The organism is Polynucleobacter sp. 35-46-11 (genome assembly GCF_002281105.1).
In genome coordinates this window covers 1-22120 of sequence record NZ_NCFJ01000024.1, presented here as the reverse complement: position 1 = coordinate 22120, position 22120 = coordinate 1, and the positions used below count along the sequence as shown (strand labels likewise).

General features: G+C 46.6%; 21 protein-coding genes and 1 pseudogene. 13 read left to right on the top strand and 9 right to left on the bottom strand.

Annotation, left to right across the window (positions count from 1 at the left end):
* Window positions 1-73 precede the first annotated feature (73 nt).
* The gene (locus B7Y67_RS03770) at window positions 74-1672 is read left to right on the top strand and encodes a gamma-glutamyltransferase family protein (RefSeq protein ID WP_293597430.1); all 1599 of its coding nucleotides are present in this window, start codon (window positions 74-76) and stop codon (window positions 1670-1672) included.
* Here the strand turns inward: B7Y67_RS03770 and B7Y67_RS03765 are convergent.
* Window positions 1659-2288, bottom strand: a complete 630-nt coding sequence (locus B7Y67_RS03765) for a trimeric intracellular cation channel family protein (RefSeq protein ID WP_293597429.1) — start codon at window positions 2286-2288, stop codon at window positions 1659-1661. The genes B7Y67_RS03770 and B7Y67_RS03765 overlap by 14 nt on opposite strands.
* 81 nt (window positions 2289-2369) lie before the next feature.
* Here B7Y67_RS03765 and maiA point away from each other — a divergent pair, with 81 nt between their 5' ends.
* A complete protein-coding gene (gene maiA / locus B7Y67_RS03760; RefSeq protein ID WP_293597428.1) occupies window positions 2370-3050 on the top strand; it encodes a maleylacetoacetate isomerase in 681 nt (226 codons plus the stop codon).
* Here the strand turns inward: maiA and B7Y67_RS03755 are convergent.
* Genes B7Y67_RS03755 through B7Y67_RS03745 form a run of 3 tightly spaced genes read right to left on the bottom strand, consistent with a single transcriptional unit; the run spans window position 3021 to window position 5733 of the window.
* Window positions 3021-3950, bottom strand: a complete 930-nt coding sequence (locus B7Y67_RS03755) for an AEC family transporter (RefSeq protein WP_293597427.1) — start codon at window positions 3948-3950, stop codon at window positions 3021-3023. The genes maiA and B7Y67_RS03755 overlap by 30 nt on opposite strands.
* 20 nt (window positions 3951-3970) lie before the next feature.
* Window positions 3971-4495, bottom strand: a complete 525-nt coding sequence (locus B7Y67_RS03750) for a gamma carbonic anhydrase family protein (protein ID WP_293597426.1) — start codon at window positions 4493-4495, stop codon at window positions 3971-3973.
* Window positions 4496-4530: 35 nt separating this feature from the next.
* On the bottom strand, window positions 4531-5733 hold the full coding sequence (locus tag B7Y67_RS03745) for an ammonium transporter (protein WP_293597425.1): 1203 nt from the start codon (window positions 5731-5733) through the stop codon (window positions 4531-4533).
* 137 nt (window positions 5734-5870) lie between these two features.
* Here B7Y67_RS03745 and B7Y67_RS03740 point away from each other — a divergent pair, with 137 nt between their 5' ends.
* Together B7Y67_RS03740 and B7Y67_RS03735 are read left to right on the top strand one after the other, a co-directional pair.
* Window positions 5871-6233, top strand: coding sequence for a Rap1a/Tai family immunity protein (locus B7Y67_RS03740; protein ID WP_293597424.1), 363 nt, complete (start codon window positions 5871-5873; stop codon window positions 6231-6233).
* A gap of 47 nt (window positions 6234-6280) precedes the next feature.
* Entirely contained in the window at window positions 6281-6568 is a 288-nt protein-coding gene (locus tag B7Y67_RS03735; protein WP_215333930.1) for a glycine zipper domain-containing protein, read from the top strand.
* A 103-nt stretch (window positions 6569-6671) separates the two neighbouring features.
* Here the strand turns inward: B7Y67_RS03735 and htpG are convergent, their stop codons facing one another.
* Entirely contained in the window at window positions 6672-8573 is a 1902-nt protein-coding gene (gene htpG / locus B7Y67_RS03730) for a molecular chaperone HtpG (protein ID WP_293597423.1), read from the bottom strand.
* Window positions 8574-8663: 90 nt separating this feature from the next.
* On the bottom strand, window positions 8664-9074 hold the full coding sequence (locus B7Y67_RS03725) for a rhodanese-like domain-containing protein (protein WP_293597422.1): 411 nt from the start codon (window positions 9072-9074) through the stop codon (window positions 8664-8666).
* A gap of 81 nt (window positions 9075-9155) precedes the next feature.
* On the opposite strand from B7Y67_RS03725, the gene B7Y67_RS03720 reads away from it, so the two are divergent.
* The 9 genes and pseudogenes from B7Y67_RS03720 to B7Y67_RS03680 all read left to right on the top strand — a co-directional run bounded on the left by B7Y67_RS03720 (window position 9156) and on the right by B7Y67_RS03680 (window position 19110).
* Entirely contained in the window at window positions 9156-10418 is a 1263-nt protein-coding gene (locus B7Y67_RS03720) for a putative Na+/H+ antiporter (RefSeq protein ID WP_293597421.1), read from the top strand.
* A gap of 57 nt (window positions 10419-10475) precedes the next feature.
* The gene (gene miaB / locus B7Y67_RS03715) at window positions 10476-11834 is read left to right on the top strand and encodes a tRNA (N6-isopentenyl adenosine(37)-C2)-methylthiotransferase MiaB (protein ID WP_293597420.1); all 1359 of its coding nucleotides are present in this window, start codon (window positions 10476-10478) and stop codon (window positions 11832-11834) included.
* A 1-nt stretch (window position 11835) separates the two neighbouring features.
* Window positions 11836-12312, top strand: a complete 477-nt coding sequence (ybeY, locus tag B7Y67_RS03710; protein WP_293597419.1) for an rRNA maturation RNase YbeY — start codon at window positions 11836-11838, stop codon at window positions 12310-12312.
* 56 nt (window positions 12313-12368) lie between these two features.
* Complete coding sequence (locus tag B7Y67_RS03705; protein ID WP_293597418.1) at window positions 12369-13208, top strand: HlyC/CorC family transporter; 840 nt, start codon at window positions 12369-12371, stop codon at window positions 13206-13208.
* A gap of 8 nt (window positions 13209-13216) precedes the next feature.
* Entirely contained in the window at window positions 13217-14740 is a 1524-nt protein-coding gene (lnt, locus tag B7Y67_RS03700) for an apolipoprotein N-acyltransferase (RefSeq protein ID WP_293597417.1), read from the top strand.
* A 55-nt stretch (window positions 14741-14795) separates the two neighbouring features.
* Window positions 14796-15644, top strand: a pseudogene (glyQ, locus tag B7Y67_RS03695) (glycine--tRNA ligase subunit alpha); the annotation flags it as partial.
* Between the two features lie 16 nt (window positions 15645-15660).
* On the top strand, window positions 15661-17799 hold the full coding sequence (gene glyS / locus B7Y67_RS03690; RefSeq protein ID WP_293597416.1) for a glycine--tRNA ligase subunit beta: 2139 nt from the start codon (window positions 15661-15663) through the stop codon (window positions 17797-17799).
* Window positions 17796-18368, top strand: a complete 573-nt coding sequence (gene gmhB, locus B7Y67_RS03685; protein WP_293597415.1) for a D-glycero-beta-D-manno-heptose 1,7-bisphosphate 7-phosphatase — start codon at window positions 17796-17798, stop codon at window positions 18366-18368. The genes glyS and gmhB overlap by 4 nt, the downstream gene beginning before the upstream one ends.
* A gap of 7 nt (window positions 18369-18375) precedes the next feature.
* The gene (locus B7Y67_RS03680) at window positions 18376-19110 is read left to right on the top strand and encodes a 1-acyl-sn-glycerol-3-phosphate acyltransferase (RefSeq protein ID WP_293597414.1); all 735 of its coding nucleotides are present in this window, start codon (window positions 18376-18378) and stop codon (window positions 19108-19110) included.
* Between the two features lie 10 nt (window positions 19111-19120).
* On the opposite strand, the gene rsmA is transcribed toward B7Y67_RS03680, so the two are convergent.
* The 3 genes from rsmA to B7Y67_RS03665 form a co-directional block, all read right to left on the bottom strand.
* Window positions 19121-19900, bottom strand: coding sequence for a 16S rRNA (adenine(1518)-N(6)/adenine(1519)-N(6))-dimethyltransferase RsmA (gene rsmA / locus B7Y67_RS03675; protein ID WP_293597413.1), 780 nt, complete (start codon window positions 19898-19900; stop codon window positions 19121-19123).
* Window positions 19897-20925 carry a 4-hydroxythreonine-4-phosphate dehydrogenase PdxA gene (gene pdxA / locus B7Y67_RS03670; protein ID WP_293597412.1) on the bottom strand — a complete coding sequence of 343 codons (1029 nt, stop codon included), beginning with the start codon at window positions 20923-20925 and terminating at the stop codon, window positions 19897-19899. The genes rsmA and pdxA overlap by 4 nt, the downstream gene beginning before the upstream one ends.
* Window positions 20900-22120, bottom strand: a 1221-nt coding sequence (locus B7Y67_RS03665) for a peptidylprolyl isomerase (RefSeq protein WP_293597411.1), incomplete at its 5' end; no start/stop codon positions are given. The genes pdxA and B7Y67_RS03665, both read right to left, overlap by 26 nt.

Here is a 22120-nt window from a genome sequence, read left to right as displayed (position 1 = left end):
ATTCAAAAGCGTGAAAAAATGAATTACTAAAATTTGTTGTACTTAGTAAAAACCAAAATAGGGACTAATAGCCATGCAACAAAAATGGGGTATTCGAGGAATGGCGGTAGCGCCACACTCGCTAGCGTCTGAGTCTGCCTTAGCAGTTCTTCGCGAAGGCGGCAATGCACTTGAGGCAATGATCGCTGCAGCCGCAACGATCGCAGTTGTCTACCCCCACATGAACTCTATTGGCGGTGACTCTTTCTGGGTTGTGCACTCCCCCGGTAAAGCCATGGGCGGAATTGATGCTTGCGGTGCAGCGGCTGGTTTAGCGACCAAGCAGTGGTACGCGGAGCGCGGAATCACCAAAGCCATTCCTTTTCGGGGTGCCATTGCAGCCAATACGGTTGCTGGCACCATTTCCGGCTGGGGTGCTGCGCAAAAGCTTTCACAACAGGGCCTCCGTGGCAAGCTTCCCCTCTCCCGCCTACTAGCAGATGCCATTCACTATGCTGAAGCTGGAGTCCCGGTAACCTTTAGCCAATCAAGCTTGACTGAAAAAAAGCGAGTGGAGTTAAGTCCGATTCCTGGATTTGCAGAGACATTCCTAGTTGATGGCAAAGCCCCTGAAGTCGGCAGCATCTTCAAGCAAGAGCGTCTTGCGAAAACCTTGCGTCAAATCTCTCGTAAAGGCACAGAAGATTACTACCGTGGTGATTTAGCTGAATTACTTGCCAAGGAGCTCACAGATATCGGCAGCCCTCTCAGGTTGTCGGATCTTCATCGCCATCAAGCCAAACTCATTGACCCACTTGAACTCAAACACAGCATGGGTAATGTCTACAACATGACACCACCAACCCAAGGTGTCGTGTCTTTGATGATCATCGGTATATTGGATCAACTCAATCTCAAGCGCTTTAAAGTCGATAGCGCCGAGTATGTGCATCACTGTGTTGAAGCTACTAAACAAGCTTTCAAGGTACGCGATCAATTTGTTACTGATCCTGCATACATGACAAAAAATGCGCAGTCTTTCTTATCCCCCGCCTTCCTCAAGAAGCTGACGAAAAATATTGACCCCGAAAAAGCTTTGCCTTGGGGTCAAGGTAAAGGGCCTGCAGATACCATTTGGATGGGCGTGATTGATGGAGACGGAAATTGCGTTTCCTTTATTCAAAGTATTTATCACGAGTTTGGTGCCGGCATCGTGCTACCCAAATCTGGCGTGAACTGGCAGAACCGCGGCTGCAGCTTCTCGCTGGATCCAAAAACACTGAATCACCTTGAACCCTATCGCAAACCGTTCCACACATTAAACCCAGCTATGGCTTTGTTTAAGGATGGCAGGTCCATGGTGTACGGCACGATGGGTGGCGATGGCCAACCCCAAACGCAGTGCGCCGTCTTTACCCGCACAGCGACATATGGACTAGATCCGCAAGATGCGATTAGCCGCCCACGTTGGTTGCTGGGCAGGACCTGGGGTCAAACCAGCGACAGCCTTAAATTAGAGTCGCGCTTTAGTCCATGGGTTGCTAAAGAGCTACACGCACTAGGACACGAGATTGAAATGCTCGATGCCTTTGATGAAACTGTTGGCCATGCGGGCTGCATTATTCGAGATCCATCCGGCACGCTCCATGGCGGCTGGGATCCCCGCAGCGATGGCGCTGTTAGCGCGTTTTAGTAATAAATAATTTGGGTACGCGCAGATCCCAGTAAATGGCAGCTGCGCGTAGTCCAAAAATAGCGAGCATACAAATCACTGAGCCCTCAAGCGTGAACTCGGGGAAGAAATTCAGAATCAAGATGTAAATACAGCAACCCAAGGTAACAGGGATTGCATACAGTTCATGTGACATCAATAAAGTCTTTCTGCCGGCCAAGATGTCACGTAATAAGCCACCACCAATCGCAGTAACAACACCCAGAATCACGGGCGCAACTGGCAACCCAAAACCCAAGTTCCAAGCTTTATCCGCCCCCTGAATGCCAAATAAAGCAGCGCCAAGACCGTCGATATACAGCATCCAGCGGTAAATCTGAGGTTGCGTAAAAAAAGATTCGGCTACAAAAGTAACTATGCATGCGCCCAATGCCACCCAAATATAAATCTGAGCAATCGACCAAAAAGCAGGCACATCCAAAATGATGTCCCTCAGTGTTCCGCCGCCAATGGCGGTAATCACACCCAATACCATGACGCCAAAAAGATCCACACCTCGATCTGCAATAGCTAGAACACCCGTTACCGCAAAAGCAATCGTGGCAATGATACCAATCCAGAAATTAATTTGATCCATAACGCTTAGTCTAAATCACCGAGACAACACAATCAATGAAGCCCTGCATATACTGAGGGTCATGTTCTTAAGGAGTTCTTCATGAAAACTCAGCTTTATAGCTTTTGGCGTAGCTCGGCAGCTTTTCGGGTGCGTATTGCCCTGAACTTAAAAGGTATGGATTATGAAGTGATTCCAGTACACCTTCTCAAAGATGGCGGTGGACAACGCACGCCAGAATATACAAGCAAGAATCCCAATCGTTTAGTCCCCCTTTACACCGATGGTACTCATACGATTCATCAGTCCCTTGCCATCATCGAATATCTCGAGGAGATTCAAGCAGCTCCAGCCCTGCTACCGAAAACCGCAATCGATCGAGCATGGGTGCGTGCAGTCGCCATGGACATTGCGATCGATATACACCCCCTAGGTAACGTAAGGGTTTTGCGCTACTTGATTAGGCAATTAGGCTTAAGCATGGAGGCAAAAGATGGCTGGAATCAACACTGGATCTCTTTAGGCTTAACCAGCCTGGAAAAACAATTAAGTACAGATCCGAGGGTGGGTCGCTTTGCTTTTGGTGATCACCCTGGTTTGATTGACATCTGCTTAGTGCCGCAAATCTTTAATGCACTTAGTGCAAAGATGGATATGAAAGCCTATCCAGCGCTGATGAGGATCTTTCATCAGTGTATGACGGTACCAGCATTTATTGACGCCTCTTGGGAAAATCAAATGGATGCTGAGGGATCAAACCCCCTTACTCCACCACAAGAATAAAGACAGTGTTAGTAAAGATCCTACTGTAGTTAAAAGCACCACTCGAGAAATAATTCTGCCGTCTGCGTTGTAATACTGAGCCAACATAAATGGGCCTGTACCCGTAGGAAGGGCAGCCAGAATCACAACGGCATTCACCCATAAGGTAGGCAAATCTAAGATTGGGCCAGCGATTAACCAGGCAACTAGGGGCTGAATAATCAGCTTGGCAACACTGATACCCCATGCCTGTTGAGGGGCCGACTTTTCTTTTTGCATCAAAAACAGGCCAATAGAGACTAGTGCGCAAGGCGTGGCTGCCGCAGCCAAGAAAGAAATCACTTGCGCTAATGGGTCGTACAAAATCAAGTCTGTAGATGACCACACCAAACCGGCAACCGGTGCAATTAATAATGGATTAGTGCACAGAGACTTCAATACACTCCAAACAATTTCATGGGATTTTTTATGGGACTGTATGCCGACCTCAATGAGAACTGTTGCTACAGCAAACATCACAAAAACAATGAAGGTCGCAATAATTGCTGGCGCCAAACCATCTTGACCAAGTGCCAAAACACAGAGCGGAATGCCCATGTACCCCGTGTTGGAGTAAGACGCACTCAAACCTGAAAAACTAGCGGCCGCTAAATCTCGCTTACGAACCCAGCTGACTAGCAACACCAACATAAATACTAGCAAGCAACTCAGAAAGAAAGCGGTAATAAAGCCCGGCTGCCAAAGTGTTTGCCAACTACTGTTTGATGCGAAATTAAATAGTTGCGCAGGTAAGGCAAGCCAAACGACAAAGCGATTTAATTCAATCGATGCGCTTTCTCCTAACTTACCAGTTCTGCCGCAAATGTAGCCTATGAGAATCAGCGCAAATACTGGAAAGACAACATTGAAAACGTAGAACAATTTAAATGTGCTTTTTTAGATCAAGCAATTTTCTTCAGAGTCTTCTGGTATCGCTGCGCATTTTTGATATAACGCCCTGCAATATCTTCTATACCCGCAATCTGCTCTGGTGTTAGCGTTTTCACTGCCTTGGCAGGTGAACCCAAAATCATTGAGCCATCAGGAAATTCTTTACCCTCAGTAACTAAGGCGCCAGCACCCACTAAGCAGTTCTTACCAATCTTGGCACCATTCAAAATAACGGCACCGATGCCAATCAAACTACCGTCGCCAATTTGACAGCCATGAAGCATTACTTGATGCCCAACAGTAACTTGCTTACCAATGATGAGGGGGTAGCCAGAGTCAGTATGCAAAATAGAAGCATCTTGCACATTGCTGCCCTCGCCAATTTGAATGAGATCGTTATCGCCACGGATAACCACCTTGGGCCACACGCTCGCGTTTGAATGAAGCTCAACGCGACCGATCACCTCTGCGCTCTCGGCGACCCAGGCTCCCTCAGCTAAGTGGGGAGCGTTTCCATCTAGTTCAAATATAGCCATGACTCATTATAGGTAATGGCTATATTTAAGGAAGCCTACCAATTAGGCTCACGATCAGGCGTGGAAGAAATCCGGTGAATACTCAAATCCGCACCTTCAAACTCTTCCTCTTGTGACATCCGGATGCCTAAAACTGCCTTGAGCAATCCGTAGACCACAAAACCACTAATTAAGGCAATCGCCACTCCTAAGCCACTGCCAATCAGCTGGCCCAAGAAAGTGACTCCACCAATACCGCCTAGCGCTTTTGCCCCAAAGATGCCAGCAGCCAATCCACCCCATAAACCGCAGAGACCATGCAGTGGCCATACACCCAACACATCGTCAATCTTCCAACGGTTTTGCACCAAGGTAAACATGTACACAAAAAGAGCGCCAGCAATTAAGCCAACAACCAATGCGCCCATCGGGTGCATCAAATCTGAGCCAGCGCAAACTGCCACCAAGCCAGCCAAAGGACCGTTATAAGTAAAACCGGGGTCGTTGCGACCAATAACCCATGCAGCCAAAGTCCCGCCAACCATCGCCATCAAAGAATTCATGGCAACTAAGCCACTGACCTTATCGATAGTCTGCGCACTCATGACGTTAAATCCAAACCAACCTACCGCCAAAATCCAAGCGCCCAATGCTAAGAACGGAATGCTTGAAGGAGGATGTGCCGCAACGTTGCCATCCTTGGTGTAACGACCACGACGCGCGCCCAACAGGATGACTGCTGGTAGCGCAATCCAACCACCCACCGCATGGACAACAATTGAACCCGCAAAGTCATGGAACTCTTCGCCAGTAAGTGACTTGATCCATGCTTGGATGCCGTAATGCTGATTCCAGGCGATGCCTTCAAAGAAAGGGTAAATGAAGCCAACCAAGATAAAGGTGGCAATCAATTGAGGGTTGAACTTCGCGCGCTCTGCAATACCACCCGAAATAATGGCAGGAATAGCAGCAGCAAAGGTCAGCAAGAAAAAGAATTTGACCAGTTCATAGCCATTTTTCTCGGCCAATAGCTCAGCGCCAGAGAAAAAGTCGACGCCGTAGGCAATGCTGTAACCAATAAAGAAGTAGGCAATAGTCGACACTGCAAAGTCGACTAAGATTTTGACCAAGGCATTGACTTGGTTCTTTTTACGAACCGTGCCAAGCTCAAGAAATGCAAACCCCGCGTGCATCGCTAAAACCATGATGGCGCCGAGCAAAATAAACAAGGCATCACTGCCTGATTTCAAAGTTTCCACTGAAATAACCCCCATATTTTTTGCATCATTATGGGGAATTTAGTGGTGGTTCGTCAGCATTAATGCACTCATTTAGTGCAATTTAATGCCCTCAATATAGTTTATTATCAAATTTACATACACCGAAGGGAGAACCCATGAAAAAAATTTTAGTTCTATTGGCCGCTTTAGGCGCATTTTCTGGCTTAGCCCAGGCCCAAGAAAAAGTTCAGGTATTGAGCACTCAAGAGCTCGTCAATGTCTGCAAATTGCCTGCAAGCCCAGAGTCCCGTAGCTTTTGCGTTGGCTATACAACCGCGATTTACGACACTTATTTGGCAACACGTCATCCACAACGCGCTAGGCCATATATTTGCGTAAAGCAACCAGCACCTTCACGTGACGAAGTGATTGGTGAATTTGTAAAATTTGGTCAAACCAATCAACAAACTGCTGACAAACCGGCGGCAGGTGTTTTCTTGGGCTTCTTGGCAGCACGCTTTCCTTGCGCCAGAAAATAATCCAAGCTAATTAGCCAATCAATCTAAAGACATAAGGAACAGTTGATATGAAAAAAATTATCGCTATTACTGCTGCAACCCTAGCAATTGCAGGTTGCTCTAACATGAGCAATACAGAACAACGCACTTTATCTGGCGCTGGTATCGGCGCAGCTGCTGGTGCAGTTGGCACCGCCATTTTCCACGGCAACCCAATTTGGGGAGCAGTTGGTGGCGCAGCAGTTGGTGCAGCCTCTGGTTACGTATACGATGCCTACAAAAAAGAGCAGGCTTCTGAGTACAACTCTGGCTACAACGCTGGAAAAAATAATCAGCCAGCTAAAGCTCCTCAGTAATTCTTAGGTGGCTTTACAAGCTAGATTGAGTTCTAATTGCAGTAAAACAAAAAACCCGACCTGCGTCATGCAAGTTGGGTTTTTCTTTTAAAGCTTCAGCAATTTAAGAGAGGAGCAGCTGATTAATACGCTTTACATAAGCAGCTGGATCATTCAATTGACCGCCCTCAGCCAAGAGTGCTTGATCAAATAAGACCTGAGTCCACTCATCAAAATACTGATCGTCTGACTTCAGCTTGAGGAGCAAAGGATGATCGGGGTTGATTTCCAGAATAGGCTTGGTATCTGGCGCTTGCTGGCCTGCCGCCTTGAGCATGCGCAATAAATTTCCAGAAAGTTCATTCTCATCAGAGACCAAGCACGCTGGAGAGTCAGTCAAGCGGAAGGTCACACGCACATCCTTCACCTTGTCTTCCAGCGCTGCTTTCATGCGATCGAGCAAGCCCTTGAAATTCTTTTCAGTTTCTTCATGCTCTTTCTTTTCTTTCTCGTCACTTAAGTTGCCAAGATCAAGACCGCCCTTTGCTACTGAGGTCATGTGCTTGCCATCAAACTCAGCGAAGAAAGAAAGCATCCACTCGTCCACACGATCGGACAGCAATAAAACTTCAACGCCTTTCTTACGGAAGATTTCTAAATGCGGACTATTTTTAGCAGCATTAAATGTGTCGCCAGTGACGTAATAAATCTTGTCTTGACCTTCCTTCATGCGTGAAATGTATTCAGCTAAGGAAACAGTTTGATCAGCAGAATCCGCATGTGTACTTGCAAAACGCAAGAGCTTTAAGATGCGCTCTTGATTAGGCTGATCTTCACCAACACCCTCTTTAAGCACTTGTCCAAACTGAGTCCAGAAGGTGCGGTACTTTTCTTTCTTGGTATCGTCATCACCATTAGCCAAATCCTCCAACATGCTTAATACACGCTTAGTGGAGCTTTCTCGAATAATTTTCACATCGCGTGATTCCTGCAGGATTTCACGGGAAACGTTTAAAGGCAGATCTGTTGAATCAATCACCCCAGTGACAAAACGCAGGTACATCGGCATTAATTGCTCGGCATCATCCATGATAAATACCCGCTTCACATACAACTTAATACCGCCACGCTTATTACGATCCCACAAATCAAATGGTGCACGTGAGGGTACATACAGCAACTGCGTAAATTCACTACGACCTTCGACCTTATTCAGGGAATAGCACAAGGGATTTTCATAATCATGTGACAGGTGTTTATAAAACTCGTGGTACTGCTCTTCAGTAATTTCGGATTTAGAGCGAGCCCATAATGCGCTGGACTGATTAATACTTTCGAGCTCGTCCTTAATCACTTGCTCTTTTTTATCTGCGTCCCACTCTTCCTTATTCATCTGAATCGGCAAAGAGATGTGATCGGAATATTTACGAATAATCGATTTCAACTTATGGGTGGAGAGGAAATCATCCTCACCCTCACGCAACTGCATCGTGATCGAAGTCCCACGCTGTGGGCGATCAATACTTTCTACTGTAAATTCGCCTGAGCCATCAGACTCCCAGCGAACTCCATCGGACGCTGGCAAGCCTGCTCGACGCGTCTCCACAGTAATACGGTCGGCCACAATAAAGGCTGAGTAAAAGCCAACACCAAACTGACCAATTAAAGCGGCATCTTTTTGTTGATCGCCAGAAAGCTTAGAGAAAAATTCTTTCGTGCCAGAGCGAGCAATAGTTCCCAAATTAGAAATTACTTCATCCCGACTCATGCCAATACCGTTATCCGAAATCGTGACGGTTCTAGCGACTTTATCAAAACTGACCTTGATCTTCAGATCAGGATCATCGCCATACCAATCGGGATGCTCGATCCCCTCAAAACGGAGTTTGTCTGAAGCATCGGATGCGTTCGAGATCAGCTCACGGAGAAAGATTTCCTTATTGGAATACAAGGAGTGAATCATCAGTTGTAAAAGTTGCTTTACCTCGGCTTGAAAGCCTAATGTTTCTTTACTAGCTACAGTCATGCGTATTCTCTCTTCCCTCTTAATCAATGAACATCACCCTCAGTAAATGGGGGCTATTAAAGTTATTTCAAGATCTTGGAAACGCCAAATTTAGCCTGGATGGGGCTTTGAATGCTTCTCCGCTACAGGCAATTCCGCCTTTTTCCACGCGCTAAAGCCTCCCTCAAGATGGCAAACCCCAGGAACCCCCATTTTTTGCAGGGTTTCTGTTGTAAGGGCAGAGCGCCACGCAGATGCGCAATAGAGCAACAAACGCTTCCCCTCACCAAAAACTGGCTTGTAATAAGGGCTATCCGGGTCGACCCAAAATTCCAGCATGCCACGAGGAGCATGAATTGCACCTGGAATAAGGCCATCGCGCTCCAACTCCCTCACATCCCGAATATCCACAAAAACGGTGCTTTCATCACTCAGGAATTGCTGGGCTTGCTCCAATGGAACGGTCTCAATTTGTGCCATCGCATTGGCAATTAATTCTTGATAGCCTAATTTTAATTTCACCAAAATCTCCCTAATTGCTAATACTTTTATTTACTTGCTATTAAGAGCAGTTTATTGATGTTGCCCTGATAATATGTAGCTATGAACTTTACCCCTACTGAGCTTGGTGCTAGCGTTATATTTGCCATCGCAGTGCTACATACCTTTTGCACTTCGTATTTTGAAGCCCTAGCTAAAAAATCCCCAAGACATGCTGGTTTATGGCATCTCCTCGGTGAGGTTGAAATCGTCTTTGGTTTTTGGGCGGCTGTGCTGATTATTTTTATGTGGCTTGCAAATGATCTAGCCACAGCAAAAGAGTACGCCAATAAGCGGAACTTCACGGAGCCCTTATTTGTTTTTGCCATCATGGTTGTCGCTGGTAGTAAACCCATTCTGAATTTTGCAACTCAGCTTCTTTATAAGCTCGGCAAAGCCATTCAATTTGTCTTGCGCACCAAGCAAGCGCCAACACTGTATTTCTTGACCCTTAGTATCACGCCATTGCTAGGATCACTGATTACTGAGCCCGCCGCAATGACGCTGGCAGCTTTTTTATTGCGCGACCTAGTCTATCGCCATAAATGCTCTACCCCACTTTTGTTTGGCACATTAGGTGTGCTGTTCGTTAACATTTCAATCGGTGGCACGCTAACTAATTTCGCCGCACCACCAGTGCTTATGGTGGCATCTACCTGGGGCTGGAGTACCGCTTTCATGTTTTCGAACTTTGGCTTTGAAGCAATGATTGCCATTTTCATTAACGCTGGGGTTGTAACCCTACTCTTTCATAAGCAACTTGTTGAGCCTACTAGAAAATCTGATCAAGTTCGCATTCCACTTACCATTACAGCAATTCACCTTTTATTTTTGCTAGGCATTGTGAGCTTCGCACATGACCCAGTCATCTTCATGTGGCTGCTACTCTTTTTTATTGGTTACACCACTGCTTATCCAAAACATCAAAGCCCGCTCATCTTGCGTGAAGCTTTGCTGGTAGGATTCTTCTTAGGCGGACTAGTTGTCTTGGGCGCACTGCAAGGTTGGTGGCTGCAGCCGATCCTCGAAACTATGAGTCCCACCGCAGTGTTCTATGGCAGTCTGGCATTAACTGCGATTACCGATAATGCGGCGCTCACCTATTTAGGATCATTGGTACAGGGCACCTCACCAGAGTTCAAGCTGGCTTTAGTTGGTGGTGCAGTAGCAGGTGGTGGCTTAACCGTGATTGCAAACGCCCCCAATCCTGCTGGACTGGCTATTTTGCGCAGTTACTTCCCAAATGCAGCAGTTTCCGCGGGTTTACTGTTTGTAGCCGCCATTCCACCAACTATTGTTGCGATTCTGGCCCTACGTCTGCTCTAAACGCCTTATCCAGTAAAATCTGAGCTTCGCCCCCAGCTATAAACCTGAGAACGGCATATGAAAAAGCTCTATATCAAAACCTTTGGCTGTCAAATGAACGAGTACGACTCGGGCAAGATGGCCGACCTCCTACATGCCGATGAAGGCATGGTCATGACTGACACGCCAGAAGATGCAGATGTCGTTCTACTAAACACCTGCTCGATTCGTGAAAAAGCAGAAGACAAAGTATTTTCCGATTTAGGCCGCCTACGCGAGCTCAAGAAAACCAAGCCTAATTTATTAATTGGTGTGGGCGGTTGCGTTGCCAGCCAAGAAGGTCAGCAAATTATTAGTAGGGCGCCATATGTCGATGTGGTGTTTGGCCCGCAAACTTTACATCGCCTCTCAGACCTCATTGCGCAACGTCGCCAAACTGGAAGATCTCAGGTAGACATCTCTTTTCCAGAAATAGAAAAGTTTGACCACCTTCCAGCCTCTCGTCAAACCCGTGGCTCAGCTTATGTGTCCATCATGGAAGGCTGCTCAAAGTATTGCAGCTACTGCGTGGTTCCTTACACTCGCGGCGAGGAAATATCGCGCCCCTTTGACGACGTATTGACTGAAGTGGCTGGTCTTGCAGCCCAAGGCGTAAAAGAAATTGTCTTGCTCGGTCAGAATGTGAACGCCTATCTTGGCAAGATGGGTGGCAATGAAGAGATTGCAGACTTTGCATTACTGATTGAATACATTGCCGAAATTCCGGGTGTTGAGAGGATTCGTTTTACAACTAGCCACCCAAAAGAATTTACACAGCGCTTGATTGATATCTACGCCAAAGTTCCGAAGCTCGTAAGCCATTTGCATCTACCAGTACAACATGCATCGGATTCCGTTTTATCTGCAATGAAACGTGGCTACACCGCACTAGAATACAAAAGCATTATTCGTAAGATGCGCGCTGTGAGGCCCGACCTAACCCTCTCTAGTGACTTTATTGTGGGTTTTCCTGGCGAGACCGATGAAGACTTTGCAAAACTACTTAAGATGGTTGAAGAACTGAATTTTGATAATAGCTTTTGCTTTATCTTCAGTGCGCGACCCGGGACACCCGCTGCCAATTTGAGTGATGACACTCCTTATGAGGTCAAACTCAAGCGACTACAAACATTACTCGCCCTAGTTGAGTCACAAGCAAATCAAATTAGCAAAAATATGCTGGGCAATACTGAGCGAGTACTCGTTGAAGGTTTGGCGAAAGATGGCGTGAACTTGCAGGGTCGGGCCGCTAATAATCGCGTGATTCACTTCACTGCACCAAATGACGATATCGAATCACTCATCGGCCAAATGGTAGATATCCGCATTACTGAAGTACTCAACTACACCCTCCGAGGCGAACTGATTGGCGATCTCACCCTATCCCACACTCACTAAGATGACGACGAAGGAAGCATCCCCCTCTAAACTCGAGATTGATATTCAATTTGCTAGCGCTGCTATCGAAGAGAAAGTGCTTGCAACGGCATCTCTGGTGGCAATTAAAAAATGGGTGAAAGCAGCAGTTCCATTGAATGGCCTCATTACCTTGCGCTTTGTGAATGCAGCTGAAGGCAAAAAACTGAATTTTGCCTTTCGCAACAAAGACTATGCAACTAACGTCCTCACCTTTCCATATGAGCTGAGCAAAAAGACATTGGCTGCCGATATTATTTTTTGTCTCCCTGTGATTCAAAAAGAGGCATCAGACCAAAGTAAGGCCATGAAGGCTCATCTAGCGCATCTGATTATTCATGGTTGCTTACATGCTCAAGGCCTGGATCATGAAAACAATGTCGAAGCAAAAAAAATGGAAAACAAGGAAATCATCTTTCTAAAATCCCTGGGCTTTGCTAACCCCTACACACCCAATTGAGGCGGTTTTAACGCCATCTTCATCGAATTTACTTATTTCTACGATATTCTTGGTATATGCCTGACCCCAATAAATCCCTTTTAGAGCGCTTGGCCGATTTTTTAACGCCGCAGCCAACTAGCTTAGCAGAACGTCGTCAGGAACTGATTGATGCCCTAAGAGAAGCTCAGGCCGAAGGCTTAATTGACGCAGATGCCCTCTCTATGATTGAGGGTGTGTTCCAGGTAGGCCAATTGTGTGCTCGCGATATTTTGATCCCCAGAGCGCAGATTGACTGGATTGATATCAACCAGCCTTTATCGGAAATTATCAAGAGCGTCATTACTGCCGCCCACTCACGCTTCCCAGTATTTGAAGGTGGCCGCGACAATGTCATCGGCACCTTACTGGCAAAAGATTTATTGCGTCACTCTACCGAAAAAGATTTTCAGGTTCGCGATTGGCTCCGCCCCGCCGTATTTATTCCTGAATCTAAACGCCTAAGTGTGTTGCTACGTGACTTCAAAGACAACCGTAATCATTTGGCAATTGTTGTAGATGAATACAGTGGCGTTGCAGGTGTCATTACGATTGAAGATGTGCTTGAGCAAATCGTTGGTGACATTGAGGATGAGCACGATATTGACGAGGAAGCAGATAACCTCATCTCATTAGACAACGGAGATATTCGCGTTAAAGGTATTACTGAATTAGAGCAATTTAATGAGGCCTTAGGTACTCAATTTCATGATGAAGACATTGAAACTATTGCCGGCCTAGTCATTCATCATCTAGGTCGAGTACCCAAAATGGGCGAATTGATCGAGATCGACGGAGTCGAGTTTGAGGTTCAGCGCGCTGATCCAAGACAGATTCACATTCTGCTCGCACGCCAACTCCCGAAGAATCCTTCCTGAGAATTACCTTGATTGATCAGCAATCTACTAGACTAGGTAATGGCGTCAATTTATTGGCGCTATTTTTTCTAGGGGCCGTACTAGCTGCTGCAGCAGAGCTGCCGTATGGTGGCTGGATACAAATCCCGATCTTGAGTTTGATTTGGTGGCGGATGAGTGAACAAGCAAGCCTATCTGTTAAAAATCAATTTATTTCTGGAATGGCTTTTGGTCTAGGCTACTTTGTTCTGGGTCTCTGGTGGATCTACATTAGCTTGCATGATGTAGGCGGCATGAATGCAGCCCTATCTGGTGCAGCCGTATTCTTATTATCTGCCTACATGGCCATATATTTTTCGGCGGCCAGCCTCTCGTTAGTATTTTTTAAATCTTCACGCATCACTGGTTTATTACTTGCTGCAAGCTGGGTCAGCTTTGAGTATTTTCGTGGCGTGATATTTACAGGCTTTCCTTGGATGGGATTTGCGGAAGCACAATTCAACGGCCCATTTGCACCCGTGGCGCCATTCTTCGGCGGTCTGGCCTGCACATTTTTAGCAGTGTGGATTTCTTGGGAAGTTACTCAGTTAAAAAAAAATATCTTCTTTAGCGCCACCTTTATCATTGCTACCGTCGCTCTTGCGCAACTCGCGAGCCTTTGGACCTTCACAAAGCCGATTGGCGAACCACTCAGTGTTCGTTTAATTCAAGGTAATTTTGAGCAAAGCCTGAAGTTCAACCCCAAGGCCATTGAAGAACAATTTAGTTTTTATACCAATGCTATTGAGAGTCAGTCAGCCGACCTCATCATCACTCCAGAGACTGCTTATCCTTGGCCGCAAAGCAATCTTCCCGCTGGCTTATTAGGATCACTTCAACAGTTCTCTACCAACACCTCCAGCAATGTCTTACTCGGCTTGATTGGAGAGGTAAGCAACTCCACTGGGGTGAAATACACCAATCGCGCTCTTGGACTCTCTCCCAACGTACCAAGCTATCAATATGACAAATCTCATTTGGTGCCCTTTGGTGAATTTATTCCTCCCGGCTTTCATTGGTTTGTGAATGCATTCCATGTCCCCATGAGTGACTTTGAACGTGGCAAGCTAGATCAAGATCCCTTCAGTATTGTTCGCTCAGGTAAAGATGCAATTCATGCAGTCATCATGATTTGCTATGAGGATGTCTTTGGTGGGGAGTTAGCCTCCCGCATTCATCAGAGCAATAAGCCCGTTAACTTGTTGATCAATATGACCAATCTGGCCTGGTTTGGGGATTCTCAAGCACCAGCGCAGCAATTACGTCTATCGCAGCTACGCTCCTTGGAGACTGGTCTCCCAGCGCTACGCGCCACAAATACAGGGATTACCGCAGCGCTTGGGCCAGATGGCAAGCTACTGTCTCAGTTAGGCGAATTTACCCAGGGCATACTCAAGCTCAAAATCCAAGCCTACTCCGGCACAACTCCTTACGTACTTTGGGGAAATGTGCCTATTTTGAGCCTTTCTTGCCTCTTGCTTATCTTGGGCCTGATTCGCCAAAAACGAATCTAATCGCTATTTCATGGTTCACTAGCTTAGCCATGTAAAATCAAAGGCTTAGCCAGGAGATTACTGGGACCAACAAGGTTGCGCCCTATTGCAACCTATTGACCTTGAGGTCGGTGCCGGTACATCTCATACAGCCACTTTCTTGAGGGCCATTGGCCCAGAGCCATGGAAGGCAGCTTACGTCCAACCCTCGCGCAGACCAAAAGATGGTCGCTATGGAGAAAATCCAAACCGTTTGCAACACTACTACCAATACCAAGTAGTTCTGAAACCTGCGCCAGAAAATATTCTTGAGCTCTACTTGGGTTCCCTTGCAGCTCTAGGTCTCGATCTTCAAAAGAACGATGTCCGTTTTGTTGAAGACGACTGGGAAAACCCAACCCTGGGGGCATGGGGCTTGGGCTGGGAAGTTTGGCTTAATGGCATGGAAGTAACTCAGTTCACCTATTTCCAGCAAGTTGGTGGCATTGACTGTAAACCCGTTTTAGGCGAAATCACATACGGTATTGAGCGCTTGGCGATGTACATCCAAAATTGTTCCAACGTATACGACCTCGTCTGGGCAGATGGCATCTCATATGGTGATGTTTATCACCAGAATGAAGTGGAGCAATCTTGCTACAACTTTGAACACTCCAACACCGACCTATTATTTGCAAACTTCACTAACTATGAAAGTGAGGCCAAGCGCTTGATGGAAGTGCCATTAGCCTTACCAGCTTATGAAATGGTACTTAAGGCCGGACACACATTTAACCTACTTGACGCCCGCGGCGCCATTTCAGTTACAGAGCGTGCAGCTTATATCGGACGTATCCGCAATCTTTCTCGTGCAGTAGCGCAGGCTTACTTCGAGTCTCGTGTGAAATTGGGATTCCCGATGTGCCAACGTCAATCCAAAGCCTAAGCAGCTCGATCTAATTATGAGTACACCGAACTCCCTCTCTCGATCAGATAATCTTCTGATTGAAGTATTTACCGAAGAGCTTCCACCCAAATCATTACGTCGCTTGGGTGATGCTTTTAGTGAAGGTATTTATTCCGCACTGAAAGCTGCCGGCCTTTTGAGCGAAAACTCGGTTGCCACTGGCTTTGCTACACCACGTCGCCTCGCGGTTCAAGTAAGCAATGTATTGAGCCAAGCACCAGACTATCCAGTGCGCGAAAAGTTACTACCAACCAGCATTGCTTTTGATGCTGATGGAAAACCGACTGCGCCACTACAAAAGAAATTAGCCTCCTTGGGTTATGCTGATATTAATCTCTCGACTTTAGAAAAAGCAGGCGAAGGCAAGAATGAAGCTTTGTATCTAAACGTTGTTGCCAAAGGCGCAGCGCTAGAACAAACCGCTCAACAAGCACTTGAGCAAACACTAAGCAAATTACCAATCGCCAAAATGATGCACTATCAAGTGCTCCAAAAAAATGGTGAATTGGAGGACGTTGAGTTTGCGCGCCCTGCACATCGCATCATTGCCCTTCATGGCAGACAAGCCCTGAATATCAGTGCACTAGGCATTGATGCAGAAAACCAAACAGAAGGCCACCGCTTTTTAGCTCCCGGCGTTATTACAATCGCCTCCGCTGATCAGTATGAATCCGATCTCACCACTAAAGCCAAAGTGTTGCCAAGTTTTAATAAGCGCCGTGAATTTATTGAATCCGCTTTATTAAAAGCCGCTGGCGCTGATTTAGTGTTGATGCCAGATAGCTTATTAGATGAAGTAACGGCTTTAGTTGAGTGGCCAGCAATTTATGAATGCCATTTTGATCAGGAGTTCTTAGAAGTGCCACAAGAATGCTTGATTCTGACAATGCAGACTAATCAAAAATACTTTGCTTTGACTGACCAGCAAGGTAAGTTACGCAATCGTTTCTTAATTGTTTCCAATATTGAGACTGATCAGCCAGAAGCAATCATTTCCGGGAACGAGCGCGTAGTGCGTCCACGACTTTCTGATGCACGCTTCTTCTTCCAGCAAGATCAAAAGCGTCCGCTGGCATCCCGCGTAGCCGATCTTGGAAAAGTGGTTTATCACAATCAGCTCGGCAATCAACTAGACCGCACCAAGCGTGTCCAAGGAATCGCTGTAGGTATTGCAAAAGCCTTATCTGCAGATGACACACTAGCTAGTCGCGCTGCTGAAATTGCTAAAACCGATTTACTGACTGATATGGTTGGCGAATTCCCAGAGCTTCAGGGCATCATGGGTCGTTACTATGCAACGCACGACGGCGAAAATACTGAAGTAGCCTCTGCTTGTAGCGAGCATTACATGCCTCGCTTTGCTGGTGACGCATTGCCAAAAACTCAGACAGGCACCATCCTTGCTATTGCCGATAAGCTAGAAACCTTAGTTGGTATTTGGGGTGTTGGACTTGCGCCTACTGGCGATAAAGACCCTTACGCCTTACGTCGTCATGCTCTAGGAATTTGCCGTCTTTTGCTAGAGAAAAATTTGAGCCTAAGCCTGCCCGAATTAATTGAACTGGCTCGCAAACAATTTCCGCAGAAAGATGTTCAAGAAAAAGCTAAGGCTGGAGATATTTACGCTTTCATTATTGATCGCCTGCGCGCTTACTTACGTGACCAAGCAGTTGCTGGCAAGCCATTTACTACCGAAGAAATTGATGCTGTATTAAGTCAGTCACCCGCTCAACTTAACGATTTAATTGATCGCCTCACTGCGTTGCGTGAATTTAATTCCCTAGCAGAGGCAGCTCAGTTAGCTGCTGCCAATAAGCGTATTAGCAATATTCTGAAAAAGAATGCCACTACCATTCCTGCAACCTGCTCAAGCAAGCTCTTACAAGTTCCATCTGAAATTGCATTACATCAGGCACTTGAGAAACTTACCCCGACACTGACTGCTGCTTATGAGCAACGTCAGTTCGTCAATTTATTGAAAGCACTCGTAGCCTTAAGCACCCCTATTGATCAATTCTTTGCCGATGTCATGGTGATGGATCCAAATCCAGAGCTGCGCGATAACCGCCTGGCTCTCCTGCAACAACTTCACCAGAAAATGAATCTCATTGCCGACCTCGGCAAATTAGCATGAGCACTAGCTCTTCTAAACTCATCATTCTTGATCGCGATGGCGTGATCAATGAAGATCGGGATGATTATGTGAAGTCAAGTGATGAGTGGGTTCCGCTGCCCGGCAGTCTTGAAGCTATCGCACTACTGAATCAGGCTGGCTATCAAATTGCCGTGGCGACCAATCAATCGGGTTTAGCGCGCGGCTATTTCAATATCAATGATCTCCATGCGATGCACGGCAAGATGGAGAAGCTACTCAAACCCTTGGGCGGCCATATCGATAGCATTTTCTTTTGTCCTCATACCGATGCCAACGCATGTGACTGCCGCAAACCCCTACCAGGGATGATGAAAGAGATCGCACTTCGTTACAAAAAAAATCAGAGTGCCACACCTTTACTGGGAGTGCCGATTGTTGGCGATTCCTTGCGTGACCTTCAGGCAGGTATTGCTTTAGGTGCTAGCCCACACCTGGTGTTAACTGGCAAAGGCGCCAAGACCCTAGATAAAGGTGATCTCCCGGAGGGCACACAAATTCATGCAGATTTGATGGCATTTGCGCGTGTACTCTTGCAAGATAAGGTTTAATGCCAATATGACTTTTATTCGCTCAGCCCTATTTACCCTCTTTTTGCTGATATTCACCCCAATTTGGTCGGTGCTTTGCATTCTGGTTTTCCCCTTCCTTAATCCTGAGAATCGCTATCGCTTTATCGGCCTCTGGAATAAGGTAGTGATCTGGATCTTGCAACCACTCTGTGGCATTCGTTACGAGATTCGCGGAATGGAAAATATGATGGCGGTTTTAGATAAACCAGTTGTCGTGCTTAGCAAACATCAATCTGCATACGAAACCATTTTTTATATTGCCAAGCTTCCTAAGCAAGTCTGTTTCGTTTTTAAAAGAGAATTGCTGTGGATCCCCTTCTTTGGTTGGGCTTTGGCTTTGCTTAAAATGATTCACATTAATCGCAATAGCAAAGAAACTGCCGCCCTCTCCATCGTCGGCCAAGGGAAAAAGCGCTTAAGTGAAGGCAAATGGATTTTGTTATTTCCAGAAGGAACTAGAACGCCTACCGGGTCTCACAAACCCTACAGCAAAGGTGGCGCAAGGCTAGCAAGTGCTACCGAGGCACTTGTGATTCCAATTGCCCACAATGCGGGTCGCTGCTGGCCTAAGAACAGCTTTCTAAAACAGCCTGGAACAGTGATCTTCTCAATCGGGCCTGCAATCACCTCTGCTGGTAAAACAGGTGGGCAGCTTCATCAAGAAGTAGAAAAATGGATCGAAGCTGAAATGCGAGTAATTGATCCTACTGCTTATCAGTAAAACCAAAAGCTTAGTGGGCTAAAGTTTTGGCCCACTCAATATAGCGCTCCACCGGAATATCTTGGGCACGCGCTTTTAATTCAGATTCAGATAAAGTCAGTCGATCAGCAAAGGCTGATAGGTTAGTGCGTAGCATTTTTCTTCTTTGAGAAAACGCCGCAGCGACTACTTTTTCCAAGGCATGCCACTGTGCATTGTTTAAGCTGAAATCCCTTCGTGGAATCATTCGCACTACCGCCGAATTCACTTTAGGTTGCGGATCAAAAGCTTCGGGTGGAACTTCTAAAACTTGCTCCATATCGTAGCGGGCTTGCAACATCACAGAAAGCCGACTAAATTCAGAGCCGCCCGCCTTGGATACCATGCGCTCTACAACTTCGGCTTGAAGCATAAATACCTGCTCATCGATCACATTTGCAGCAGAAACAAGATGAAAAAGTAATGGGGTGGAAATGTTGTAGGGCAAGTTACCAACAACCTTACACAGTCCACTATTGGCTGGACGGGCGTTCGCCCATTCCAGAAAGTCAAACTTGAGCGCATCCCCCTCAATGACACGAAGACCCTTAAGATTCTCTTGATTCCAATAAGCTACCAGGTCTCGATCGATTTCGAGAAGGTCTAAATGATCGAGATTGCTCAATAAGGGCTTTGTTAGCGCACCAAGGCCAGGACCAATTTCAATCACGTGCATATTGTCACTTGGATTGATTGCAGCAACGATGGAATAAATAACTCCAGAGTCTTGCAAAAAGTTTTGACCAAATCGTTTACGAGCGCGATGCGTCATAGTTTTAGATTCTTTACGTTCTTCATATTTACTGCTAATTGATAGGCGAGTCGCAAAGCCTCTAGCATGCTACCAGAGTCTGCCAGGCCTTTACCAGCAAGGTCTAGCGCTGTACCGTGATCTACCGAAGTGCGAATAATCGGCAAGCCTAAGGTGACATTCACGCCACCACCAAAGCTCACAAACTTAAATGGCGCCAAACCTTGATCGTGATACATCGCAATAAAAGCATCTAAACCATCTAAACCATTGGCATCGAACATCGTGTCACCCGGGTAGGGCCCACTCACCTGAATACCCAACTGTTTGGCAGCTTCGATAGCAGGAGCAATCACATCAATTTCTTCGCGACCAAGATAGCCTGATTCACCTGCGTGGGGATTAAGTCCTGCCACCCGAATCACAGGCTTATCAATGCCAAATTTTGTCCGCAAATCCCGATCGACGATCTGAATCGTTTCCAGAATATGCTGACGATCAAGTGCGTCAGGAACTTCTTTTAAAGGTAGATGGGTTGTAACTAAAGCCACCCGGAGGTCGCGGCTTTTCTGTAAACCTAAAAATCCCGCTGGCAATGTCGCACACAACATCATGACAACATGCTCCTGACGGCAAAGCTTAGCTAGATATTCAGTATGTCCGGTAAATAAGCCATCGCTTGAAGTATCGCCCTCATTGATCACACTTTTTTGTATGGGCGCAGTCACCATCGCATCAAAGCGCCCGTTAAGGCATCCTTTAACAGCGGCATCCAGAACATTTAGAACATACTGAGCATTAGCGGGATTGAGCTGACCGGCTATTGCTGGAGCGCCTAGTGCAATAGATTCCACCTTCAAACGATTCGATAAAGCTGGAGGAATCTTGGTCGCTGGAATTAAGCTGGGGTCACCAAGCAAAGTAATCGTACTTACAGGCTGCTCTCGCAAAAAAGCTAAAGCAGCTGCAACAGAAACTTCTGGACCAACCCCTGCGGGCTCTCCAGAGCTAATGACTAAATTAACGAGGGCTGGCTGCTGGATCATCTGCGTTAATGATCTTCACCGTAGCGGTGTCGCGTAATTCACGTAGCCAATCTTGATAAGCCTGCTCAAACTTGCGCTCACGAATTGCTGCGCGGGCAAATTGACGCTGCTTCTCCAAGGTCAACTGAGCCTCACGACGCTCAAGCACCTGAATCAAATGCCAGCCAAACTCCGTCTTCACTGGATTGCTGACTTCACCAATTTGCAAGCGATTCATTGCTTGATCAAACTCCGGAACTAAATCGCCAGGACCCATCCAGCCTAGATTGCCGCCATTGGCTGCAGATCCATCTTCGGAATATTTTTTAGCTAACTCACCAAAATCAGCAGTCTTTGCACGAACCTGATCACGATAACCAGCGAGGCGTCTTTCAGCATCTTGATCCGTTAAACCAGCACGACTACGCAATAAGATATGACGAGACAAAGTCTGCGTCACCATGATGTTTTGAGGGGTAGTTGCACTTTCTTGAGGGGCAGCTTGCTGTGGCTCAGGAGCACCGGCAACTAGCGCACGACGATCTAGAACCTTCAGAACGTGATAGCCAGCAGGGCTCTTAACCACTGCATTGGCAACTTGTCCGCCACCCGTATTTCTCACGGCCTCATAAAATAATTGTGGCAAGCGATCTGGGGTACGGTAACCCAACTCCTGAAACTTAATCTTTGGATTATCTTTTGCGGCCATTGCACCCAATTGCAAGAAATCAATATCGCCACGCGCTTCACGCAAGAGGGATTCTGCTTTCTTTTTTGCCTCAGCCTGAGCGCCAGCACCAGCACTTGCATCAGCAGGAATAAAAATCTGTGCAACATCAATTTCTTCGGGCTCACCTTTTGCAGCTGGGGTGGAGCGTGCAGGCTTTCCTCCTCCGGCTACTGCACGATTACGATCAGAAATAAAGTTATCTACCTCTGCATCAGAAATCTTAATCTTGCCCTCTACCTCACGCTCACGATAGCGACTAATAATCACATCATCCCGCAACATTTGGCGGTAGCGATCATAGGTACTACCTGTAGCGGCAATTTTTACCTTCAACTCAGCAACTGTTAATTTATTCTTAGCCGCAATATCACCAATAATCTTGTCAAGCTCTTTATTGCTAACCGTCACCCCTTCTTGCTCAGCATTTTGCAATTGAATCTTTTCGACAATGAGGCGCTCAAGCACGGTCTTGCGTAAAGTGGCTGC

What these genes read in the sequence shown, in the direction of transcription:
- B7Y67_RS03770 (WP_293597430.1), top strand. Translation starts at nt 74, where the DNA reads ATGCAACAAAAATGGGGTATTCGAGGAATGGCGGTAGCGCCACACTCG.
- B7Y67_RS03765 (WP_293597429.1), bottom strand. Translation starts at nt 2,288, where the DNA reads ATGGATCAAATTAATTTCTGGATTGGTATCATTGCCACGATTGCTTTT.
- maiA (WP_293597428.1), top strand. Translation starts at nt 2,370, where the DNA reads ATGAAAACTCAGCTTTATAGCTTTTGGCGTAGCTCGGCAGCTTTTCGG.
- B7Y67_RS03750 (WP_293597426.1), bottom strand. Translation starts at nt 4,495, where the DNA reads ATGGCTATATTTGAACTAGATGGAAACGCTCCCCACTTAGCTGAGGGA.
- B7Y67_RS03740 (WP_293597424.1), top strand. Translation starts at nt 5,871, where the DNA reads ATGAAAAAAATTTTAGTTCTATTGGCCGCTTTAGGCGCATTTTCTGGC.
- B7Y67_RS03735 (WP_215333930.1), top strand. Translation starts at nt 6,281, where the DNA reads ATGAAAAAAATTATCGCTATTACTGCTGCAACCCTAGCAATTGCAGGT.
- htpG (WP_293597423.1), bottom strand. Translation starts at nt 8,573, where the DNA reads ATGACTGTAGCTAGTAAAGAAACATTAGGCTTTCAAGCCGAGGTAAAG.
- B7Y67_RS03720 (WP_293597421.1), top strand. Translation starts at nt 9,156, where the DNA reads ATGAACTTTACCCCTACTGAGCTTGGTGCTAGCGTTATATTTGCCATC.
- miaB (WP_293597420.1), top strand. Translation starts at nt 10,476, where the DNA reads ATGAAAAAGCTCTATATCAAAACCTTTGGCTGTCAAATGAACGAGTAC.
- ybeY (WP_293597419.1), top strand. Translation starts at nt 11,836, where the DNA reads ATGACGACGAAGGAAGCATCCCCCTCTAAACTCGAGATTGATATTCAA.
- B7Y67_RS03705 (WP_293597418.1), top strand. Translation starts at nt 12,369, where the DNA reads ATGCCTGACCCCAATAAATCCCTTTTAGAGCGCTTGGCCGATTTTTTA.
- glyS (WP_293597416.1), top strand. Translation starts at nt 15,661, where the DNA reads ATGAGTACACCGAACTCCCTCTCTCGATCAGATAATCTTCTGATTGAA.
- gmhB (WP_293597415.1), top strand. Translation starts at nt 17,796, where the DNA reads ATGAGCACTAGCTCTTCTAAACTCATCATTCTTGATCGCGATGGCGTG.
- B7Y67_RS03680 (WP_293597414.1), top strand. Translation starts at nt 18,376, where the DNA reads ATGACTTTTATTCGCTCAGCCCTATTTACCCTCTTTTTGCTGATATTC.
- rsmA (WP_293597413.1), bottom strand. Translation starts at nt 19,900, where the DNA reads ATGACGCATCGCGCTCGTAAACGATTTGGTCAAAACTTTTTGCAAGAC.
- pdxA (WP_293597412.1), bottom strand. Translation starts at nt 20,925, where the DNA reads ATGATCCAGCAGCCAGCCCTCGTTAATTTAGTCATTAGCTCTGGAGAG.